General features: G+C 56.2%; 15 protein-coding genes, 1 tRNA gene and 1 pseudogene. 13 read left to right on the forward strand and 4 right to left on the reverse strand.

Going from position 1 to position 19,052, the window contains the following annotated elements:
* Positions 1 to 112: 112 nt before the first annotated feature.
* A tRNA-Arg gene (locus tag AC1DQ3_RS05490) sits at positions 113 to 189 on the reverse strand.
* A gap of 282 nt (positions 190 to 471) precedes the next feature.
* Here AC1DQ3_RS05490 and AC1DQ3_RS05495 point away from each other — a divergent pair.
* Positions 472 to 1,263, forward strand: coding sequence for a response regulator (locus tag AC1DQ3_RS05495; RefSeq protein ID WP_477119161.1), 792 nt, complete (start codon positions 472 to 474; stop codon positions 1,261 to 1,263).
* Positions 1,253 to 2,347 carry an ATP-binding protein gene (locus tag AC1DQ3_RS05500; protein WP_477119162.1) on the forward strand — a complete coding sequence of 365 codons (1,095 nt, stop codon included), beginning with the start codon at positions 1,253 to 1,255 and terminating at the stop codon, positions 2,345 to 2,347. The genes AC1DQ3_RS05495 and AC1DQ3_RS05500 overlap by 11 nt, the downstream gene beginning before the upstream one ends.
* Here the strand turns inward: AC1DQ3_RS05500 and AC1DQ3_RS05505 are convergent.
* On the reverse strand, positions 2,253 to 2,633 hold the full coding sequence (locus AC1DQ3_RS05505) for a winged helix-turn-helix domain-containing protein (protein ID WP_477119163.1): 381 nt from the start codon (positions 2,631 to 2,633) through the stop codon (positions 2,253 to 2,255). The two genes, AC1DQ3_RS05500 and AC1DQ3_RS05505, sit on opposite strands and share 95 nt — an antisense overlap.
* Before the next feature lie 1,295 nt (positions 2,634 to 3,928).
* On the opposite strand from AC1DQ3_RS05505, the gene AC1DQ3_RS05510 reads away from it, so the two are divergent.
* The 4 genes from AC1DQ3_RS05510 (at position 3,929) to AC1DQ3_RS05525 (ending at position 11,334) form a co-directional block, all read left to right on the forward strand.
* A complete protein-coding gene (locus tag AC1DQ3_RS05510; RefSeq protein WP_477119164.1) occupies positions 3,929 to 4,771 on the forward strand; it encodes a hypothetical protein in 843 nt (280 codons plus the stop codon).
* A 437-nt stretch (positions 4,772 to 5,208) separates the two neighbouring features.
* Positions 5,209 to 7,260: a hypothetical protein gene (locus AC1DQ3_RS05515; protein ID WP_477119165.1), complete on the forward strand. Its 2,052-nt coding sequence runs from the start codon at positions 5,209 to 5,211 to the stop codon at positions 7,258 to 7,260.
* Between the two features lie 25 nt (positions 7,261 to 7,285).
* Entirely contained in the window at positions 7,286 to 9,439 is a 2,154-nt protein-coding gene (locus AC1DQ3_RS05520; RefSeq protein ID WP_477119166.1) for a hypothetical protein, read from the forward strand.
* 644 nt (positions 9,440 to 10,083) lie between these two features.
* Entirely contained in the window at positions 10,084 to 11,334 is a 1,251-nt protein-coding gene (locus tag AC1DQ3_RS05525) for a tyrosine-type recombinase/integrase (RefSeq protein ID WP_477119167.1), read from the forward strand.
* 123 nt (positions 11,335 to 11,457) lie between these two features.
* Here the strand turns inward: AC1DQ3_RS05525 and AC1DQ3_RS05530 are convergent.
* Positions 11,458 to 11,655: pseudogene (locus tag AC1DQ3_RS05530) on the reverse strand (magnesium chelatase domain-containing protein); the annotation flags it as partial.
* A 138-nt stretch (positions 11,656 to 11,793) separates the two neighbouring features.
* Positions 11,794 to 12,057: an accessory factor UbiK family protein gene (locus AC1DQ3_RS05535; protein ID WP_477119168.1), complete on the reverse strand. Its 264-nt coding sequence runs from the start codon at positions 12,055 to 12,057 to the stop codon at positions 11,794 to 11,796.
* A 379-nt stretch (positions 12,058 to 12,436) separates the two neighbouring features.
* Here AC1DQ3_RS05535 and AC1DQ3_RS05540 point away from each other — a divergent pair, with 379 nt between their 5' ends.
* From AC1DQ3_RS05540 to AC1DQ3_RS05570, 7 genes are all read left to right on the forward strand, one after another.
* Positions 12,437 to 13,246 (forward strand): TorF family putative porin, encoded by an 810-nt coding sequence (locus AC1DQ3_RS05540; RefSeq protein ID WP_477119169.1) that lies wholly within the window; start codon positions 12,437 to 12,439, stop codon positions 13,244 to 13,246.
* 64 nt (positions 13,247 to 13,310) lie between these two features.
* Positions 13,311 to 13,649 (forward strand): P-II family nitrogen regulator, encoded by a 339-nt coding sequence (locus AC1DQ3_RS05545; RefSeq protein WP_477119170.1) that lies wholly within the window; start codon positions 13,311 to 13,313, stop codon positions 13,647 to 13,649.
* A 31-nt stretch (positions 13,650 to 13,680) separates the two neighbouring features.
* The gene (locus tag AC1DQ3_RS05550) at positions 13,681 to 15,216 is read left to right on the forward strand and encodes an ammonium transporter (RefSeq protein WP_477119171.1); all 1,536 of its coding nucleotides are present in this window, start codon (positions 13,681 to 13,683) and stop codon (positions 15,214 to 15,216) included.
* A gap of 580 nt (positions 15,217 to 15,796) precedes the next feature.
* Positions 15,797 to 17,092, forward strand: coding sequence for a glutamate--cysteine ligase (gene gshA / locus AC1DQ3_RS05555; RefSeq protein ID WP_477119172.1), 1,296 nt, complete (start codon positions 15,797 to 15,799; stop codon positions 17,090 to 17,092).
* An 86-nt stretch (positions 17,093 to 17,178) separates the two neighbouring features.
* A complete protein-coding gene (gene gshB / locus AC1DQ3_RS05560; protein ID WP_477119173.1) occupies positions 17,179 to 18,132 on the forward strand; it encodes a glutathione synthase in 954 nt (317 codons plus the stop codon).
* Positions 18,133 to 18,222: 90 nt separating this feature from the next.
* Positions 18,223 to 18,678 carry a PTS sugar transporter subunit IIA gene (locus AC1DQ3_RS05565; RefSeq protein ID WP_477119174.1) on the forward strand — a complete coding sequence of 152 codons (456 nt, stop codon included), beginning with the start codon at positions 18,223 to 18,225 and terminating at the stop codon, positions 18,676 to 18,678.
* On the forward strand, positions 18,647 to 18,916 hold the full coding sequence (locus tag AC1DQ3_RS05570) for an HPr family phosphocarrier protein (protein WP_477119175.1): 270 nt from the start codon (positions 18,647 to 18,649) through the stop codon (positions 18,914 to 18,916). The genes AC1DQ3_RS05565 and AC1DQ3_RS05570 overlap by 32 nt, the downstream gene beginning before the upstream one ends.
* Positions 18,917 to 19,052: the final 136 nt, after the last annotated feature.

The following is a 19,052-nucleotide window of genomic DNA, read 5'->3' on the forward strand; positions in this document are numbered from 1 at the left end:
GCTGCCTACGATAGGCAAAGCGCCTCGATTTGCCACGGGCACGGCCGGCCCGCGGACGATTATGCCGACGCAACGAAAAAGGGCGTCCATTTCTGGAAGCCCTTTTAATTGGTGGTGCGGCTGGCAGGATTCGAACCCACGACCCCTTGGTTCGTAGCCAAGTACTCTATCCAACTGAGCTACAGCCGCACGCGAGGTCGTGATTCTAGCGCAGTCGCGTGAAAATGCAAGCATTGCTTTCGCAGGCAGCCTTATTGAGGTGGCCGTATAGTGACTCATGATGCACTCACATTGTTCCTTCGGTATCCGCACCTCGGTTTGTTCCTGTGACGTCACAATGCTACGATCTAGCCTCGTCTGAGCGCAGAGCGGAGTCGCGAAGTGAAGGGCGGTTTCACTAAGCCCCGTAGGGGCGGATTGCACCGGTGGGTCGACCGGTTTTTATTGTGTGGCCAACAAAATATACGAATAATGATACAGGCAATATGGGATTTTTTTGCGGGGCAATCCGCTCTCGCAAACGCTTTTGGAATAATCACAGGATTTTTGACTTTATTCGGCATTCCCATAAGCATATATTCATATTTCTCCGGAAAAATGAAGTGGTCAGGTCTGACCGCGTGGTCCGAAGAACGATATGGCCCCGGTGGGAAAAAGCTCAATCCCGCATCAAAAGCATCAATTTCAATTGCAATAGTTGACGATCAACCTGAGCACTTCCCTATACAGTTTTCGAGAAACCTTGGTTATAACATTGATGTGCTTACGAGCGTCTCGCTCGCTGATGCCGCGAAATTACAACGTCTTGATTTAGTGGTGCTTGATATTTCCGGGGTCGTTGCGGAAGACAAGGTTGCGGGTGGGCTGGAATTGCTGAAGATTATAAAATCTCATTCGCCATCCCCACTAATTATTGCAGCCTCCGCAAAGAAATGGGATCCGACGGTAATTGATTTTTTCCGACTGGCCGACAAAAATATAAAAAAACCAATCAAGGAAGCGGATTTCTCGCAATGCTTGGAGTCTCTTCTTGTCATGCGGGCTACTCCAGTTGGGGTTGCTTCGTTGATCGAATCAGAGGTTAACAATCTTCCGGAGGATGGGGCCAAGAAGGCAAAAACTTCCAAAAAAATAATCAAGACCCTTCTTGCAGGGGGGCGGAATCTTCCGGCTGGTTATATTTCTGACAGCGCGCGACAAGCAAGAATTGAACAATTGATGCAGACCTTTCAGCGCTTTGCGAGGTACTACGATGTTCGATGAGATTCTTGCAACGGGCGCTCTCCACCTTCCCTGGCCGACGGCTAGCCACTCTAAAGTCTATGACGCGTTGGTAGCCGAACCACTCGCATGTACAAATGATTGCGAGCAACGGGTCTGCATGCAAGGTCACGGAACGATCTTGGGGAAAAAATGTCCATATGGGTTTACGTTTTACGAGTCAAAGATTGATAAATTCTCAATAGTCGTATATGGCGTATTGGGTAGAGATGGCAAAGAGGCACTCTCAAAATACATTCAATATAAATACAAAGATGACTTAAAGGGCAGGACATGCACTACACAACAATTTTCTGAGTGGATGGAGAAGCTGAGAGCGTTGTTTAACTTCTTATCCAAAAAAGAGGCGAAGAAAATAAGTGAGGCGTTGCACCCACTCCATGAGACCCCAAAGCTAGCGCAGGAGATTCGCAATGCTGCTGAATCCCTTATAATTGGAAAGCCAGGGGCGTCATTTGATTTAAAATTTGATGCTGCAAGCCCGGCTGAAAGGACGATTTTCAAAGCAGCAGATCTACTGGTCGATAGTTTCGACATGCTGGCTATATTTTTTAACCCAGCAAGCGCTAGCCTGGGGGACTTGCATACAATCGAGCCTTACAAGTTAGTAGACAAACTAACGCGATTACTGGCGATCAGCAAGAATGGCGGATTTAGAAAGAAGATAGCCATGGAGGGCGGATCATTCAGAAAATTTAATGTTTTCGAATCATTTAAAATAATACCGCTTGTTTTGATAAACAATGCTGTCAAGTATTCAATAGATGATTCGATTACAATTCGATTTGTTGATAAAGCAGATCACACTTTTATTGAGGTTGTTTCGGTCGGCCCTGCCATCCGTGATGGAGAGCGCGAAATCATTTTTGAGCGCGGGGTGCGCGGTGTTTATGGTCAAGCAATTGATGGTGATGGAATGGGGGTGGGCTTATTTGTAGCGCAAGAGGCTGCGAAGGCAAACCGCACTCGCATTAATGTCTCGTGTGGTCCGGCCAAATACGAGCGGAATGGAATTCCAATATCCGAGAATAGGTTTTCATTTGAGGTTCGGGATGTTCGGATTTAAGGCGCGCGAGCAGGGCCTCGCGCATTAGCGGGTGGAGCTTGAACAAGGTCTCGTGCTCGCTGTCGTTGATCTGCGTGATGAACAGATCGCCGGCATCCAGCCGGCCGAGCCGCGCCAGAGTTTTCGCTACGGCGTGCGGATCGCCGAGCAGTGCGGCGCAGAGCGGCCCGCTGACGGGATTACAGATCGACATGCGGGTCAGCAGATCGAGAACGTCCGGGAACATATGGGCCAGGACTTCGGTCTCGAAATAGCTCACGGATGCTTCTGAGCATCCCAAGCCCATGCATGCGCCCGGCGTTCGCGAAGAAACGGTTCTGCCCTACTAGGAAACGCTGTCACGAAGTGCCTCTTGGTCCCCGCCGTTTCATCCATCGGGGTCTGGCGCGCCCGATGGACAACTACTAAGAAGCGTTAGACAGCATGAGCGATGGGATCGACGTGGCACCCGAGGTCCGCGAGGCGTTTGAGCAGGTGGCGGATGGCATCGCCAGTAGCCCTCGTCGTCGAAATCTACTAGGCGCGCTCCGGGGTGTCACCACCCATGGTCGCAATTCGGGGTGCTCGCAGGGCTGCGGGTCCAACTATAAAACGGGCTCGGGGTACCAATCAGAAGCCGACCTTGTTACCGACACCGACTACCATCTTATTACCGTCCAAACGCAATTCGGTGGCCCAAAGCCCGCTTCATCCTTCGGGGTCGGGCGTGCCCGATGGGCAACTATAAAGGGAACGGCAGCGCCGCGATGACCGACAAGCCATTGGTGCGAGCTCGCGGCGATCGGCCTCGCTGCTGGGTGAGCCCGCTAACGAGCCTGGTCCGGGAATCGTCGGCGACAGTGGAGAGCGGCGTGAGCCGCATCCCGTTTGAGAGATCGACTCGAATTCGACGCTTCCCATGGCGCTGCCGTTCACTTAACTCGACCTTTAGGCATCCAGCAAGCGAGAGCACGCTCCGCCCCGAAGCGGAAGTTGGCAAGGATCCTGAGGGTGGGGCTTTGCCCCCGATTCTTGATCGTCGTGAAGTCCGCAACCGAGACAGGGGCCGTTGACGTTCGCCATCAAGCCGCCGCTGAACGAGCGATCGTCTTGAGCTAGACTTCTCTGAACACCGCCCAGTTCGCACGTGCGAGATTTATTGGTACTAGTCTCGCATGGCGATGGCCTGACCGAAGAAATCAGCGATGCCGAAAAAATTAGACGGAAGGAAGCGAGCACCCGCGACCCTACGGTCAACGAGTGGTGCTGGGTTCGAGTTTGAGGACCAGATTAGCGCCTGGCTTCTGGTGAAGATGCTGGTAGGTGAGCAGGCCCCCGCAATTGGCGGAACCGGCACCCAACTCCAGGCGCAGGTTTCCTCTCTCAGCTGGCACATTGACGACCTGCTGCTGACGATGCAGGGGGGCGCAGACACCGCTGGACGGCTAGCCATCTCCGCGAAGGGAAACTTGCAAGTCAGTGCGTCAGGCCTACCAGCGGACTTCGTGAACCGTGCGTGGGAGCAGTGGCGCAACCCACAGAGCCCGATGAACCGATCGCGCGACGGTCTAGCGCTCGTGACACGCGGGATACATCACGTCTTTGACGGAAGCAGAAAAGCTTTGGGTGAGGCTCATCAACGTGGCAAAGGAGGTTCGCCTTCGCTGCGGCACCATCACCATTCAGGGCCTCTGGTCGGCGCTCCGCAAGGAGCTCGGCCTTCGTCACCATCCTGATTTTGCCCGCGATTGGGAGACGCTCTCCAACATCACGTCCGATTACAAGGCGCGGGTAGAGACGGAGCTACCTTCAGGCTACAGTGTCCCGCGGAATGAAGAGAAGTCGAAGCTGGAAACTGCGATTTCCGCGAATGCGATCACAGTGGTATTCGGAGCGTCGGGCTCAGGCAAATCAGCACTCGTAAAAAATGTACTTGGCGCGCAGTTCGGGACGTGGACGCAGGTTTGGTTCGGCCCCGAGGATTTGAAGACTGCGCTCAGCGCAGCGCGTCGCGGCACGCTTCCCCTCAGGCATGAGCTGGCGCAGGTTCTCAACTCGACGGTCAACCCGAACAATGTTCTCGTCGTCGACTCCGCCGAACGTATCGACCCAGTGGAGTTCGGTGTTATCCGGCAGTTCCTTCAAGCTATCCTCGGCCCGACGGGTCAGGTCGATGGCAGCGTATGGCGCATTCTCGTAATTACCCAGACCCAGAGCTGGATTGAAGGTGCCGAGGCCATGCTCGGCGGTCGTCGGCCAGAGCTGGTGGAACTCGAACTCCTCAAGAACCAGGATGTAATGTTAGCGTTGCTCCTTATCCGTTCGCAGTGGCACCACCTTGTGCTTGGTGAGGTCAGCTACACGCCGTCGCAGTTCTTCGTTCTCGCGCAAGGCTTGAATCCGCTTGAGCGCTTCCAGACATGGAAAACGCCAGAGGAGCGCTAAGTGCAGGAACGGTGGTTTCCTTGAGCATTTTTTGAATACATCACTCCTCTGCAGTCCCCTTGACACCAATGATCGTGAGCTCCTGCGGCACATGCCGAAACCCGCGTCGACCAACTAGGACCTACAAGATAGTTTGTTGCTTTTGCGCAACACATTTGTTAGGGTAGCGAGATAATTAATATTATTTTCCTCCACGGAAACGGGTGGAACGCAGAAAAAATGGTTATGTAGCGGAGATATCCTCTGGAATATCGGCGGCGCGCCACGAAAATCAAAAATATCCGTGAAGACTCCCTTCATTTTTGCTATGTGCTATTCAGAGCACCAAAGAAAGCGCCGCGTCCTTGGTGGTTGCGCACAGCGTCCGGGAAGAGTTAGGCTTCCTCGATGTGCGCGTTGCTAAGACCATCGGTCCGTAGGCTTCTCGGAGAGTGCCCATGCCCAGTGCGAGGAAGAAGCTAGCTCCCATTGCACTCGAGTATCCGAGCCGCTACGGCAAGACATATCGGGCCGATATTAGTAAGCTGAACCTTACATGCGCCGACGGAAGGAACCTTGCAGACCTTGCGCAAGGATTTCTCGCATGCGCCAACTTCTATACCATCCGTAATCGCATTCGAGCGCTGCAGCTACTTGGCAATGCTTTACACGCCCTCGCCATAAAAAAGTTGCCTGCAAATGACGAACAGTGGACTTTGCTTATAGAGAAATGTCTCGAGTGGACTATTACAAATAGCACGTCGACAGCAAATCTGAAGAGCAGGGTTCACTACTGGAATAAAGGTGTCGAACCATTGCTACGGTATCTGCGTGACGAGCATGGTTTATTGCCAGTTGGGATTTTTCTCCCGCGGGTACCATACGCAGTTGTGCAGGGTGAAGACGTTCACGGGCGCACGCTAGCCGACAAAGAGGAGCACACCCATTATCCCGCAACATGCAAACTGCTTCTCGACATCGATTTGAGTATTGGGGGAGCTGATTTTTTACAGATCTATGCGGACCGACTTTTGATGCGGAGAAGTATAGTCCGGGAATGCTTGCTTCGTCACTGGACCTTCGTTAAAGAATGCTTTCTTTTTGGGCGAGAAGTGGCAAGGGAGGAAAACATAAAATCACTTTTAAATTTATATCTACGCGGTATGCGGCGGGTCCCTTGGATAAAGGGTGGGCCACATATTCTGAATGGCGGAACTGAAGAATCATTAGGTCTTTTGCTATATCTATTGCGAACCCGTCACGGGTCGATGTTTGAGAAAAAGCTAGTGGAAAATTCAGAGGGGCTGCCTAGCCTATCTGTCATCAGGTTTCCTTCTTCAGCACCAACTCCATTCTCTCCCCACTTGCGAAAAACACAGATTGTGAACTACATGCTGGGGAATCTTGGTGCTTCTGAAGTGGCTAGTTTTTGTGCCTTGCTCTTAATGGAAAACCCAGTATTCACGCCGCAAGCAATAGTGGATGCTCAAATTGAGAATGAGAGAGGTCACTCAATGCTTAAGGTGGGCGAATGCGGCTATTCATTTACAGTGCTCAAGGCAAGGGCAACTAGCTATAAGACGTCAAATTTGAGCGAGATATCCCGTGAGATCATCTCCGGGGTTCTTGAGATGACAAGATTTCATAGGGAGGAGCTGAGGCGAACGGCAAGTCCAGTATCAAAGACTCTTTTTATACAGGCGCAATCCGGGCGACCGCGTGAACCCGCATATCGAACTTGTGCCGCAGCGCTTACCAATAGCGGTGAGAGAGAGATTTCTCTCGTTGACCACTTCCCTGAGCTTCAACAAATGGGTTTTGGGCCGTCTCTACCGATCAGCTTTTCACGTATCAGAAACACAGAAGGTGTACTCGAATACTTCAAAACTGGATCGATAAAGGCTGTCGCAAGGCGGCTCGGCAACACGACCGGCACCGTGCTGATTCACTATATACCGCCGTGGTTAATCGAGTTATGGAATGCAAGGCAGATTAGACGATATCAGAATCTAGAAATATGCGTAGCCTGGGGTACGCCAGAAGGCCTTTTGGAGAAGACGGACTTCAAAGATGCGGTGGGTTTACACAAATTCCTATGTGAGATTCTTGCCGAGCACCGAGCTTGCGACTCGCCGCTTGGAAAGGAGTTACATAAGAGGTTCGGTGAACTTCTAGATGAAAACCAAGAAGCTGATCTCAACGGGAAGACACTCATGATATCCGTCTCACCGGACTCCCTAAGACTGCTATATGCATATGAGAGGCAGCTCGTTCTATCAAATCCTGGACAAGCTAATCTTCGCAAGAAATTCGCCGGCATAAGCCCGGAAGCGTTCCTCAATCTTGCTAGATTTCTCCGCGGAACACTTCCGACGCATCGAGAAAACAATCTGCGACGGGCGCATGATTTAGCTACTACAGGAATAGGGCTTTCGCTGGAAAATAACCTAAAGATCGTCATTGATAATAGCAGTCGTTTCACGAAGATCGATGATGCCTCTGCCATCTAATTTCACAAAGGTGGAGATTCGCCAGGTGGAATTTATACTCGCTCATGCAAGAGCTGGGTTGAAGCACGAGCACCCAGAATGGCTGATATCCGATTTGGACGAAGACGTTTGGGTGATACGCTCGCGACAGTCAAAGCTGATCGATGGAAAATGGGTCGACGTGGTAAGGGTGCGCTGGTCAGTACAGCTGGCAGATGGCACAAAGCTTAACGATCCACAGCATAGAGATCTGCTTTCTTTCGTAAAAATATCGATAGTGAAGGCCCGGACGCTCTCCACTCTCAGGAGAGTTTCAACGAAGACATTTGTTCAGTGGATTCGCGATGTAATAGCGATTGTGAAATGGGTGTGCAAATATTCAGATGAATTCAATCCTGATAATTACTTTCTCCGGTATTTGGATGGCCCATCGATAGATAGAATGATAGAGGATCTCGGGAGTGGATGTCACATCCAAATGATGGAGTGGGTTAAATCTTGCTTGGATTGTCTTCTCGTAAAGACAGAATATAATCTGGGTCGAGGAGGATTTAATTTTGATCCATTTAATCTTCCAAAAAATGTCTGCCGGAGAATTTCAAGATGGATTGAAATGAACTCGCTTTACGGTAGATCAAGAGGGCTGAGGCGAGTAAAGCGAAAAGAATTGAGCAGGCTATTGGGGCTGCCGAACTTAGAATCAAATAGTCGCTTGACGTTATTCTTTCGGCAGTTCGAGCCGGAATTGCAAGCTTGGCGAGGCGGTTATATGGGGCGGGCTACTAATCTATGGCAAGAACAGCCCCCTAATGCCACAAATATAGCCTCCCCGAGGCGATCGCGAAGTCACTTAAATCGCTTCGTTCGGTCCTTGCAGATTTGGTGCAGTCTTCAGCCGCATTTCCCCCAGGCTTTTCCATTATTAGGCGATTGGAAATCAGGGATGCCGGCAACTAAGCTAGCCTCGAACGTTGCAGGTCACACGCCATGGCTACCTATGCCAGTTGCACTTGTTTACCTACGGGAGGCTATGGCTTACGTCTGTAAATATGGTAACGCTTTGGTCGACATGTGTATCAGTACATTAAAGAAATTTGCCGAGCAGCACCTGCTTCCAAGCTCGCACGATGCTCAAAGATATAAAGTTGGAAAGCGGAATCGCCGTGACGAAATCGTTATGCTCATGTTGTCAGTTCCACTGAGAGAGCTGAATATTAATGGGTGGTGCAGTGTCTATGGCGGCCCAGGTAATTTTCGTAGCTTTGCGCAATTAAGAGAGCGCCCATCTCTTTGCGAATCATTGGCCATGCTGGTGGCTGCAGTGAGTATATTAATAGCTACGCTTAAACCTATAAGGTTAATGGAATTATTGACATTGGAGCGTGATTGCCTCCATGTTGGTCCGGACGGCGGTGCGTGGCTTGAGCATACACAATTGAAACGTGTCGTGCAGGATCGGCGGGAGGCAATTAGTAGGCCGATTCCAAATATTGTTGCTCAAGCGATCTCCCTTCTTATCAGACTTGGTGACGCCTGTAGTGAGGAGATTTGGGGGCTAGGGCGTAGACGGCGCGGAGGCTTATTTTATCTTCCGGCTTTTACACGGGATGGTGGCGAGCACGGCATACAGCTTACGAGAAATACCTTCTACCGATATGTTGATAATTTTGCTGATTATATAGCCCCGTCAAATGAAAGTGATGGCGTGCGCTGGTATATCCGTATTCACCAGCTAAGAAAGAGCTTTCTAATTGCATATTTCTGGTGCTACAGATTCGGAGGATTAGATGCGGCTAGGTGGATTGCGGGACACACGGATGCCGAGCACGTGTTCGCCTATATCGAAGCAAATTTTCCTGGCGATGAGTTGCCGGGCATAGAGGCGKATTACGCGCGGCAGCAGTTATTGGCATATGAAGGCGGTGGAGAGGAAGCGGAGTTGGGAAAAGTGGACGAGTTGTACCGATCTGTGTGCAATCACTTCTGCGTATCCAGCGCGATGGCTATTGACACGGAGGAGTTGCGGGAATGGCTGAAGATTGCCTTTTCTCAAAAATTGTACAGAATCGAGGTGGTTAATCTGCAGCAGGGTACCGCTGCGAGTGTCTCTATTGTTGTTAGGTTGGATGAGGGGGGTAAGCGTGCTAAAAAAAGGGGAAAAGGCAGTTTCGACGGCGATAAAGGAAGATCGCTGCGATAGTAGTGTTCGAAAACTATATGAGTTGATGGCGAAATGTCTCAAAGGTAGAGATGTTCCAGTGGAATTAAAGGAGGCAGTCAAGACACAGAAGGGGCTCGCAATGTATAGCTATGAAAGCTATGGTGTTATTTCAATGAGTCTGAATACCCTGAAATGCGCGGCAACGCGAGTTTTTGGGCAGAAAGGTTGGCGTGATCTGGAGAAAAGGCGCAGAGAGTTGCACGATTATTTGCAGGGAAAAGAAGGGATCTGGTCTATTACTACTACTGATACGTCTTGGAAGAGGAAGTGCTTGGATGCGCAGGAGAGCCTTCGGAACGAGGTTACCGGGCGAATGGGCTTGGAGATGGCTTATCTCGACGTCCTGTCAATAGCCCGAACGGCAGCGAAACAAGATCCGTTGATCGATCGAAGACTACAGCGGCACCTGATTGCATTCGGGGACCTGATGAGGCTGCGCGTCGTTAGTAGTTGACGCCTGCGACGTGCAATCCATCTCCAGGCTTTACAGAAATCTGCCCGTTGCGGCATCTGCGCGGTGGAGTTCATCGATGGGAGATTACGGCCCCAATTTAGTGACTCGGCCCGCTGTGTTCGCACTTTTGAAGCCTGATGGGCATCCATGCGTGCTAGCGGAGATGTACGTGCTCGAAATTCAAGGGCGATTTACCGTCCGACCCCACGACGGCGGTTCGCTAAAAATGATTTCGTCGAGCCTGTTGCGGATAATCGACTTCTGTTGGGCGCGACGCGTAGAGTTTTGGGAGCTTGATGAGCAAGATTTAGTTGAATTTTCTGAATACCTCGGGTCAGCACGGCGAGAAGATGGAAGAAAGGTGCGGAACGTAAATACGATAAGAAATATAATTTCAGTGTGCGTAGATTTTGTTCTGTGGTGTCGAAAATTATTTGGTGTATTTGACGATGACGACCTGGGGGCGTGGCGGCTAAAGTCGGGGGAAGGGCATAAAGTGTTGGGTGTGCGAATGCCGCGATTCTATCCAAGGCGTGTTGCGACTGAGAGAAAGCAGCCGATTTCAAGTCCTTTGCGTAATGCACTATGGGATGCGGTTCTGGCGAAGAGTCAAGGATCCCGTTTTTGGAATAAGCGGCGGCAGAGCTTTCTCAAGGCGCGCCGTGAACTTATGCTTATTTTGCTTGAGGGAACGGGTTGCCGCCCTGCAGAGTTGATTAGATTAAAGACGGCAGATTGCGTTGGCCCGCTGTCGCAGAGAACGATAATTCTGCCAACGTTGAAAACAAGGAAGGTCGAGGATCCATTTAGGCGGATTCCCATACCCGAAGCAATTGCGATCAGGTTGGATTTGTTTATAGCGGGCCCCAGAAGGACTCTCCTTCTGGAGCTTGGTTCCACCGGAGGCGTCGCTGAAGTCGACCAACTTGTTTTTTTGGACGCCTTTAGCGGAGCCCCGCTGACGATAGATTCACTTCAGAAGGATTTTCGGCGCCTTGCGGTAATTGCAGCACCGTTTCAGCATGTCTGTATGAGTATGTTTCGGCACAGATTCATTACTAATATGATTCGGATTCACCTGCAGGCGTTTATGAGCGCGCAAGGCAGAGGGGAGCGCTTGTTGTTGTCCGATGCAGATTACCGCAGTGTGCTCGCTCGTGTAAGAGCTTTCACCGGGCATGGGAGCGAGGCGAGCCTAATGCCCTACGTTCATCTGGCGATCGAAGAACTGAGGGCTTTTGGAAATGCGGATGAGCTTAATCAGTTGCGGATCGACCTGGAGATCGCGCATCAGACGTTGCGCTGGATGCAGCAGGAGGAAGTTGACTGCCAGGGACCGCTCCATACCGAGTTCTCACGGCGATTGCTGGAACTCGCCGATAGCCTTCAGCGGTCAGTGAGCCGGGCATTGAAGACTTGAGGGGTTCCTTACGTGAGGTGACCTGCAAAATAGTCAGTTGGTGGATGTCAGTTGAACTGCTGCTTGGCGGCGCTCCAGGCGCAGGAGCTCCTTTTGATTGTAAGGGTGTGTCCAGAAAATCTGCGTGATCCGCCGGCTGGGAAACTCCAGGCCGCTGTTGAGAATGGCCGCGCGCACCCGCTCGCGGCTTTCACGCACCTCGGTATCGGCCAGCCCCACGATATTGAAAACGGGCAGGCCGTTGGCCAGGTGCACTTCGACCGACACCAGGGGTGCCTCGAGGCCGGTCAGGGCGCGGCTGCGCAGAAGGGCAAGGCTCATCGGATTCCGTGCAACATCAAGGAATGTGTTAACGAAAATGGCCGCCGGAATACGGCGGCCATCCTGGCAGTCGGGAGCCCGGGCCCGGGGGTCATCGGACCCATCGGGCGAGCGCGGCGCGTGACAAGGACAAGGGTTTCAGCCCGAAACCGGCGTATCGGACCCGCCAGCGGCGCGGCTTTCCAGGGCCTGCATGCGGGCTTCCAGTTCTTCCAGGCGGGCACGCGTGCGCGCCAGCACCTGCGATTGCACGTCGAATTCCTCGCGGGTGACCAGGTCGAGCTTGGAAAACCCCTGCGTCATCATGCTTCGCACGTTCTTTTCAATGTCCTTGGCGGGCGAGTTGCGCAGGGCTTCGCTGATCTTGGTCTGGAAATCGTTGAACAGGTCGGTGGGTTTCATTTTATGACTCTCCTTTGCACCGCCTTGGTGCGAGTAACCTGGGAGGCGGATTTGGTGCGCCGCATTCCGGTGCGCCTCTGTGGGGCGCGGACGAACGCGGTGCGTGCACGGCACTTGCCGCCAGCATGGGCCGATTATCGCGCTTCAAGCCTCGCCGGGAAAGCGCCGGTGCGGTCTGGCAACACCTTTTAACGTCTGCGCGCCCGTCCGGAGGCGGTCCGCGCGGTCTTTCAGAGGGGCGCTTTCGTCATAAAGCGAGATTTCGCGAGTGTGCCATCCAACCTGGCACGGCAGTTGCAGTAATGCTGACGGGAGCCTCGCTTCACAAAGAATTCTTGAACACGCGAGTACCGAGCCAAAGGAAAAGGAGAACAAATTCATGAAGAAGTTGGCCCTTACAGCTAGCGCCAGTGTCGTCCTGCTTTGCGGGCTTGCGCCTCCCGCTTTTGCCCAGAGCACCGCGCAGGAAGGTGGAGCACCCGCCGACGCCGCGCCGGCCGCCGAAGTCTCGCCCCATACGTTCACCGCCAACGTGACGCTGGCCAGCGAGTATCGCTACCGCGGGTTGATGCAGACCAACCGCCGCCCGGCCATCCAGGGCGGGTTCGACTATGCGCATTCGAGCGGCTTCTACCTGGGGAACTGGAATTCGAACATCAGCTGGCTGGGCGACAGCAACTCGAAAGTTTCCGCGCCGATCGAAATGGACTTCTACGGCGGCTTCAAGAACACGGTGACGGTGGCCGGCCTGGAGTGGAACTATGACGTAGGCGTGCTGCAGTACTACTACCCGGGCGACTATCCGAACGGCTTCACGCGCCCGTACACCACGGAAGTGTATGTCGGCGCCGGCTATGGTCCCGTGTTCTTCAAGTGGTCGCAGGCGGTGACCAACCTGTTTGGCTTCACCGACAGCAAGTACAGTTACTACGCCGACCTGTCGGCCAATGTGCCGCTGAACTTCTGGGACCTGACGCTGAATGCCCACGTGGGCTACCAGAACGTGAAGCACGTGAACAGCGCCTCGTACACGGACTGGAAGCTGGGGCTGACCAAGGACCTGGGCAAGGGCTTCTCGCTGGCGGTCGCCTATATCGACACCAACGCCCACAAGTCGGTCTATACCAATACGTATGGCCGCTATGTCGGCAAGGCCACCGCCTGGGCTTCGATCACCAAGACTTTCTAAACACGTATCAGGTAGAGCGGGCGCCGGACGCACGCCGGGCCGTCCCGCTCACAGGAGAAATCGGATGAAACTGATCATCGCCGTCATCAAGCCGTTCAAGCTCGACGAGGTGCGCGAAGCGCTCTCGGATGTGGGCGTGTCCGGCATCACCGTGACCGAAGTCAAGGGCTTCGGCCGCCAGAAGGGCCATACCGAACTGTATCGGGGCGCGGAATACATCGTGGATTTCCTGCCCAAGGTGAAGATCGAAGTGGCCGTCCCGGACGATGTGGTCGAGCGAGCCGTCGAGGCGATCGAGAAATCGGCGCGAACCGGCAAAATTGGCGACGGCAAGATCTTTGTCGCGCCCATCGAGCAGGTCATCCGTATTCGTACCGGCGAGACCGGCGGCGATGCACTGTGACGCACGGCCCAACGACAAAAGGTTAATCACAATGAAATCCTGGATCAAGCGCATCCTGATAACCGGCGCCATGGCGCTGGCCCTGGGCACGGCCGGCATCGGCATGTCCACCCATGCCGTGGCGCAGGACAAGCCCGCAGCCGAAGCCTCGGCACCGGCCGCTCCCGCCGCCGCCGCGCCCGCCGCCGCTCCCGCCGCAGCGGTGCCTGCTGCGGCCGCTGCTGCTGTTGCTGCTCCCGCCGCCGCGCCGGCACCCGTGCCCAACAAGGGCGATACCGCCTGGCTGCTGGTCTCCACGGCCTTCGTGATCCTGATGACGCTGCCGGGCCTGGCGCTGTTCTACGGCGGCCTGGTCCGTTCCAAGAACATGCTCTCGGTGCTGATGCAGTGCCTGGTGATCTTCTCGCTGGTGTCGCTGCTGTGGGCCATCTACGGCTACAGCTTCGCCTTCACCGAGGGTAACGCCTTCTTTGGCGGCACCGACCGGCTCTTCATGAAGGGCCTCAACGTGGATGCCGTGGCTGCCACCTTCTCCAAGGGCGTGGTGGTACCGGAACTGGCTTACTTCGCCTTCCAGTGCGCCTTCGCGGCCATTACCTGCGGCCTGATCATCGGCGCCTTCGCCGAACGCGCCAAGTTCTCGGCCGTGCTGGTCTTCGTGGTGCTGTGGTTCACTTTCTCATACATCCCGATGGCCCACATGGTCTGGTTCTGGCCTGGTCCTGACCTGTACACCGACGCGGCAGCCGGCGCGGCAGCCACGGCCAAGGGCGGCTGGCTGTTCCAGAAGGGCGCGCTCGACTTCGCCGGCGGCACGGTGGTGCACATCAACGCAGCCGTGGCTGGCCTGGTGGGTGCCTTCATGTTCGGCAAGCGCATCGGGTTTGGCCGCGAGGCCCTGCGTCCGCACAGCCTGACCTTCACCATGGTGGGTGYCTCGCTGCTGTGGTTCGGCTGGTTCGGCTTCAACGCCGGCTCGGCGCTGGAAGCCAATGGTTCGGCGGCCCTGGCCTTCGTCAACACCCTGCTGGCCACCTGCGCGGCGGTGCTGTCCTGGACCTTCGGCGAGTGGATCAGCAAAGGCAAGCCCTCGATGCTGGGCGGCGCCTCGGGCGCAGTGGCTGGCCTGGTGGCCATCACCCCGGCTGCCGGCTTCGTCGGCCCGATGGGCTCGATCGTGATCGGTATCGCCGCCGGCCTGCTGTGCCTGTGGGGCGTGACCGGCCTGAAGAAACTGCTGGGCATGGACGACTCCCTGGACGTGTTCGGCGTGCACGGCGTGGGCGGCATCCTGGGTGCGCTGCTGACCGGCGTGTTTGCCGCGCCGAGCCTGGGCGGCACCGGCATCTATGACTACGTGGCCAACAAGGTGGCGGACGATTATTCGATCGTTGGCCAGGTGTGGATCCAGCTCCAGGGCGTGCTCACCACGATCGTGTGGTCGGGCGTGGTGGCCTTCGTGGCCTTCAAGCTGGTGGATATGCTGATCGGCCTGCGGGTGCCGGAAGAAGAAGAACGCGAGGGTCTGGACATCACCTCGCACGGCGAAACCGCGTATGAAGCCTGATGTATGAAGCCTGATCGTAAAGGTGTTGTGCTGGAGAGCTGATTGGGAATCTCTCTCAGGAGTTTCGCCCGGCCTTGTGCCGGGCTTTTTTCCATGTGCGCCGGGGGTCTGAAGGACGCGCGGAGCAATGCGGATGTGGCGTGTGATCCCGATTCTGGCGCCCGGATCGGGGCGACTGCCTCGCAAAGTGCTTAAATCCGATCTTAAAAAGCTTCAATTGTTTTCGGGGGGTGGCGCACATACAGTGCCAATGAGGCAGTTTCCTCCGCCTGCAGAGCGCTCCCCGTTTCTGTCAGGTCATTTGAAAGCGCGGCTCCGGTCGCGTTTTTTTTTTTGCCTCCCGGCCGCGATAACTGTTCCCGATGGGTGGCGGGGCAGGCTGGCCCTGGCGAGGCCGTCCGTAAGTGCGCCCGATTGCGCTTGGGTCCGCCCCCCCTTTTATTCCGGGACCGTACCCCCATATCCGTATCCCTTATCCCTTATGCCGGCGCTCGCATATGCTTAATTTGGCAGCGCCAGCAGCCAATTGGCCGTTCCTCTACAATCTGGGCGAACGATAAAGACGATCAATAGGATGTATATGGTCCCGCATCTCATCACCGCGCTGAACGGTCCTCTGCTCGAGCTGGAAAAGAAGATCCTGGATGCGACGCCGTCCATTGAGCGCTGGTTCAGGCTGGAATGGCAGGAACATACGCCTCCGTTCTACTGTTCGGTCGACCTGCGCAACGCCGGCTTCAAGCTGGCCCCGGTCGATACCAACCTGTTCCCGGGCGGCTTCAACAACCTGGCGCCGGAAATGCTGCCGCTGGCGGTCCAGGCGGCCATGGCCGCGATCGAGAAGATCTGCCCGGACGCCAAGAACCTGCTGCTGATTCCCGAGCGCCACACCCGCAACATGTTCTACCTGCAGAACGTGGCGCGGCTGTCGCTGATCATGCGCCAGGCCGGTCTCAACGTCCGCCTGGGCTCGCTGTCCGAAGACATCACCGAGCCCACCCCGATCGAACTGCCCGACGGCCAGACGCTGGTGGTGGAGCCGCTGGCCCGCCTGGGCGCGCGCGGCCGCCGCCTGGGGCTGAAGGATTTCGATCCCTGCTCGATCCTGCTCAACAACGATCTCTCCGCCGGCATCCCGCCGATCCTGGAGAACATCAACGAGCAATACCTGCTGCCGCCGTTGCACGCGGGCTGGTCGACGCGCCGCAAGACGAGCCATTTTGCCGCCTACAGCGAGGTCGCCAAGAAGTTTGCCAAGCTGATCGACGTCGATCCGTGGATGGTCGACCCGTATTTCGCCAAATGCTCGGGAATTGATTTCCATGAGCGCGTGGGCGAAGAGGCGCTGGCCGACTCGGTCGAGGGCGTGCTCAAGAAGATCGCCAAGAAGTACCGCGAATACGGCATCAAGGAAACGCCCTACGTGGTGGTCAAGGCGGATGCCGGCACCTATGGCATGGGCATCATGACGATCAAGGATCCGTCCGAGATCAAGGGGCTGAACCGCAAGGAACGCAACAAGATGAGCGTCGTCAAGGAAGGCCTCGAGGTCAACGACGTCATCATCCAGGAAGGCGTGCACACCTTCGAGAAGGTCAACGAAGCGGTGGCCGAGCCGGTGGTGTACATGATCGACCGCTATGTGGTCGGCGGCTTCTACCGTGTCCATACCGGCCGCGGCCACGACGAGAACCTGAATGCGCCGGGCATGCATTTCGTGCCGCTGGCGTTCGCGCCCAACGGCATTCCCGACAGCCATGCCAAGCCCGGCGCGGCGGTGCCGAACCGCTTCTATATGTACGGTGTGGTGGCGCGGCTGGCTTTGCTGGCGGCGTCGCTGGAACTCGAGAAGACCGACCCCAATCCGATTCTCTGACATGCCTGAAACGGCGCTGCCCTGGCGGCAGCGCCCTGACTTGCCGCGCAAGCCGCGCGGCAACCCTGCGACCGGGACGAGCCATCATGCGTATTCTGTTTATTACCGACCCGCTGCACACCTTCAAGACCTACAAGGATTCGACCTACGCCATGATGGTCGAGGCGGTCGAGCGCGGGCACGAGCTGTTTTATTGCCTGCAGTCGCAGATGTCGCTGTCGGGGCACCAGGTCGAGGCGCCCGTGCATCCGCTGCAACTCACCGGTGATCCGCATGACTGGTACCGCGCCGGCGAGGCCAGCCTGCGGCCGCTGACGGGCTTCGACGCCGTGCTGATGCGCAAGGATCCGCCGTTCGACCTGGAGTACGTGACCAGCACCTGGCTGCTGGAACTGGCCGAATCGCAGGGCGCCAATGTGTTCAACAAGCCCCAGGCGGTCCGCGACCATTCCGAGAAGCTGGCAATTGCCCAGTACCCCGAGTTCATCACGCCGACCCTGGTCACGCGGGACGCCGATCGCATCCGCGCGTTCCATGCCGAGTACCGCGACGTCATCCTCAAGCCGCTCGACGGCATGGGCGGGATGGGGATTTTCCGGATCGGGCCGGACGGCATGAATCTCGGCGCCATCATCGAGACCCTTGGCGAGAACGGCGCGCGCACGCTGATGGCGCAGCGCTATATTCCCGCCATCAAGGACGGTGACAAGCGCATCCTGCTGATCGGCGGCCTGCCCGTGCCGTATTCGCTGGCGCGTATTCCCAAGGACGGCGAGGTGCGCGGCAACCTGGCCGCGGGCGGCACCGGCCGGGCCCAGGAGCTTTCCGCGCGCGATCGCGAAATCGCCGAGTCGCTGGCGCCGGGCCTGTGGGCGCGCGGCTTGCTGCTGGTCGGGCTGGATGTGATCGGCGATTACCTGACCGAGGTCAATGTGACGAGTCCGACGTGTTTCCAGGAAATCACCCAGCAAACGGGCTTCCGGGTCGCCGCCATGTTCATCGATGCACTGGAGCAAGCCGTGCAGGCCCGCGCCCGCTGAGGTGCCGGCGCCGGGCCAAACCGGCGCGGCGCACTGAATTACCGGCCAGTGTGCCTGCTACAATCGCGTCAATCCAACGGATTCACCACCATGGCAGGCATCCTGATCATCGCGCACGCCCCGCTGGCTTCGGCATTGCGCGAGTGCGCCGCCCACGTTTACTGCGGCCAGCCCCAACGGCTCGAGGCCATCGACGTCATGCCCGACACCGACCCCGCCGCCGTGCTGGCCGAAGCCCGGCGCCGCCTGGCCGAGGTCAGCGAAGAGAATGGCGCACTGGTGTTGACCGATATCTTTGGTGCCACGCCGGCCAACATTGCCGCCCGTCTCGCCGAGCCGGGCCGCGTCAAGGTGCTCGCCGGCGTCAATCTTCCCATGCTGGTGCGCGCCATTTGCTACCGCAGCGAGAAACTCGACCAGCTTGTCCTCAAGGCGCTGGCCGGCGGCTCGCAAGGCGTGCTGCAGATAGGCTCCACCACCGTCCAGAACCAGATCGCAAATCATCCCGACAAATATGCTGCAGAGGGACACGAACATAATCAATAAGCTTGGGCTGCATGCCCGTGCTTCCGCCAAACTGACGCAACTGGCGGGCAACTTCGTCAGTCAGGTCAGGATGTCGCGCAATGGTCGGCAGGTCGACGCCAAGAGCATCATGGGCGTGATGATGCTGGCGGCCGGCATTGGCTCCACCGTGACCATCGAGACCGACGGACCCGATGAGCAAGAGGCGATGGACGCGTTGCTGGCGCTCATTGCCAACCGCTTCGGCGAAGGAGAGTAGGAGGCAGGAGGTAGGAGGTAGGAGGTAGAGGTCGATGCGGGATGAAGGCGGTGGCACTGCACCGCGGCGCGCCTGGCCGGGGCCGCTTCGCTGCATCCCGACACCGCTTCCAAGGTTGCTGGCCCTGGCCAGACTT

This window comes from Cupriavidus sp. 01T418 (assembly GCF_056398885.1).

What these genes read in the sequence shown, in the direction of transcription:
- AC1DQ3_RS05495 (WP_477119161.1), top strand. Translation starts at nt 472, where the DNA reads ATGATACAGGCAATATGGGATTTTTTTGCGGGGCAATCCGCTCTCGCA.
- AC1DQ3_RS05500 (WP_477119162.1), top strand. Translation starts at nt 1,253, where the DNA reads ATGTTCGATGAGATTCTTGCAACGGGCGCTCTCCACCTTCCCTGGCCG.
- AC1DQ3_RS05505 (WP_477119163.1), bottom strand. Translation starts at nt 2,633, where the DNA reads ATGGGCTTGGGATGCTCAGAAGCATCCGTGAGCTATTTCGAGACCGAA.
- AC1DQ3_RS05515 (WP_477119165.1), top strand. Translation starts at nt 5,209, where the DNA reads ATGCCCAGTGCGAGGAAGAAGCTAGCTCCCATTGCACTCGAGTATCCG.
- AC1DQ3_RS05535 (WP_477119168.1), bottom strand. Translation starts at nt 12,057, where the DNA reads ATGAAACCCACCGACCTGTTCAACGATTTCCAGACCAAGATCAGCGAA.
- AC1DQ3_RS05540 (WP_477119169.1), top strand. Translation starts at nt 12,437, where the DNA reads ATGAAGAAGTTGGCCCTTACAGCTAGCGCCAGTGTCGTCCTGCTTTGC.
- AC1DQ3_RS05545 (WP_477119170.1), top strand. Translation starts at nt 13,311, where the DNA reads ATGAAACTGATCATCGCCGTCATCAAGCCGTTCAAGCTCGACGAGGTG.
- gshA (WP_477119172.1), top strand. Translation starts at nt 15,797, where the DNA reads ATGGTCCCGCATCTCATCACCGCGCTGAACGGTCCTCTGCTCGAGCTG.
- gshB (WP_477119173.1), top strand. Translation starts at nt 17,179, where the DNA reads ATGCGTATTCTGTTTATTACCGACCCGCTGCACACCTTCAAGACCTAC.
- AC1DQ3_RS05565 (WP_477119174.1), top strand. Translation starts at nt 18,223, where the DNA reads ATGGCAGGCATCCTGATCATCGCGCACGCCCCGCTGGCTTCGGCATTG.
- AC1DQ3_RS05570 (WP_477119175.1), top strand. Translation starts at nt 18,647, where the DNA reads ATGCTGCAGAGGGACACGAACATAATCAATAAGCTTGGGCTGCATGCC.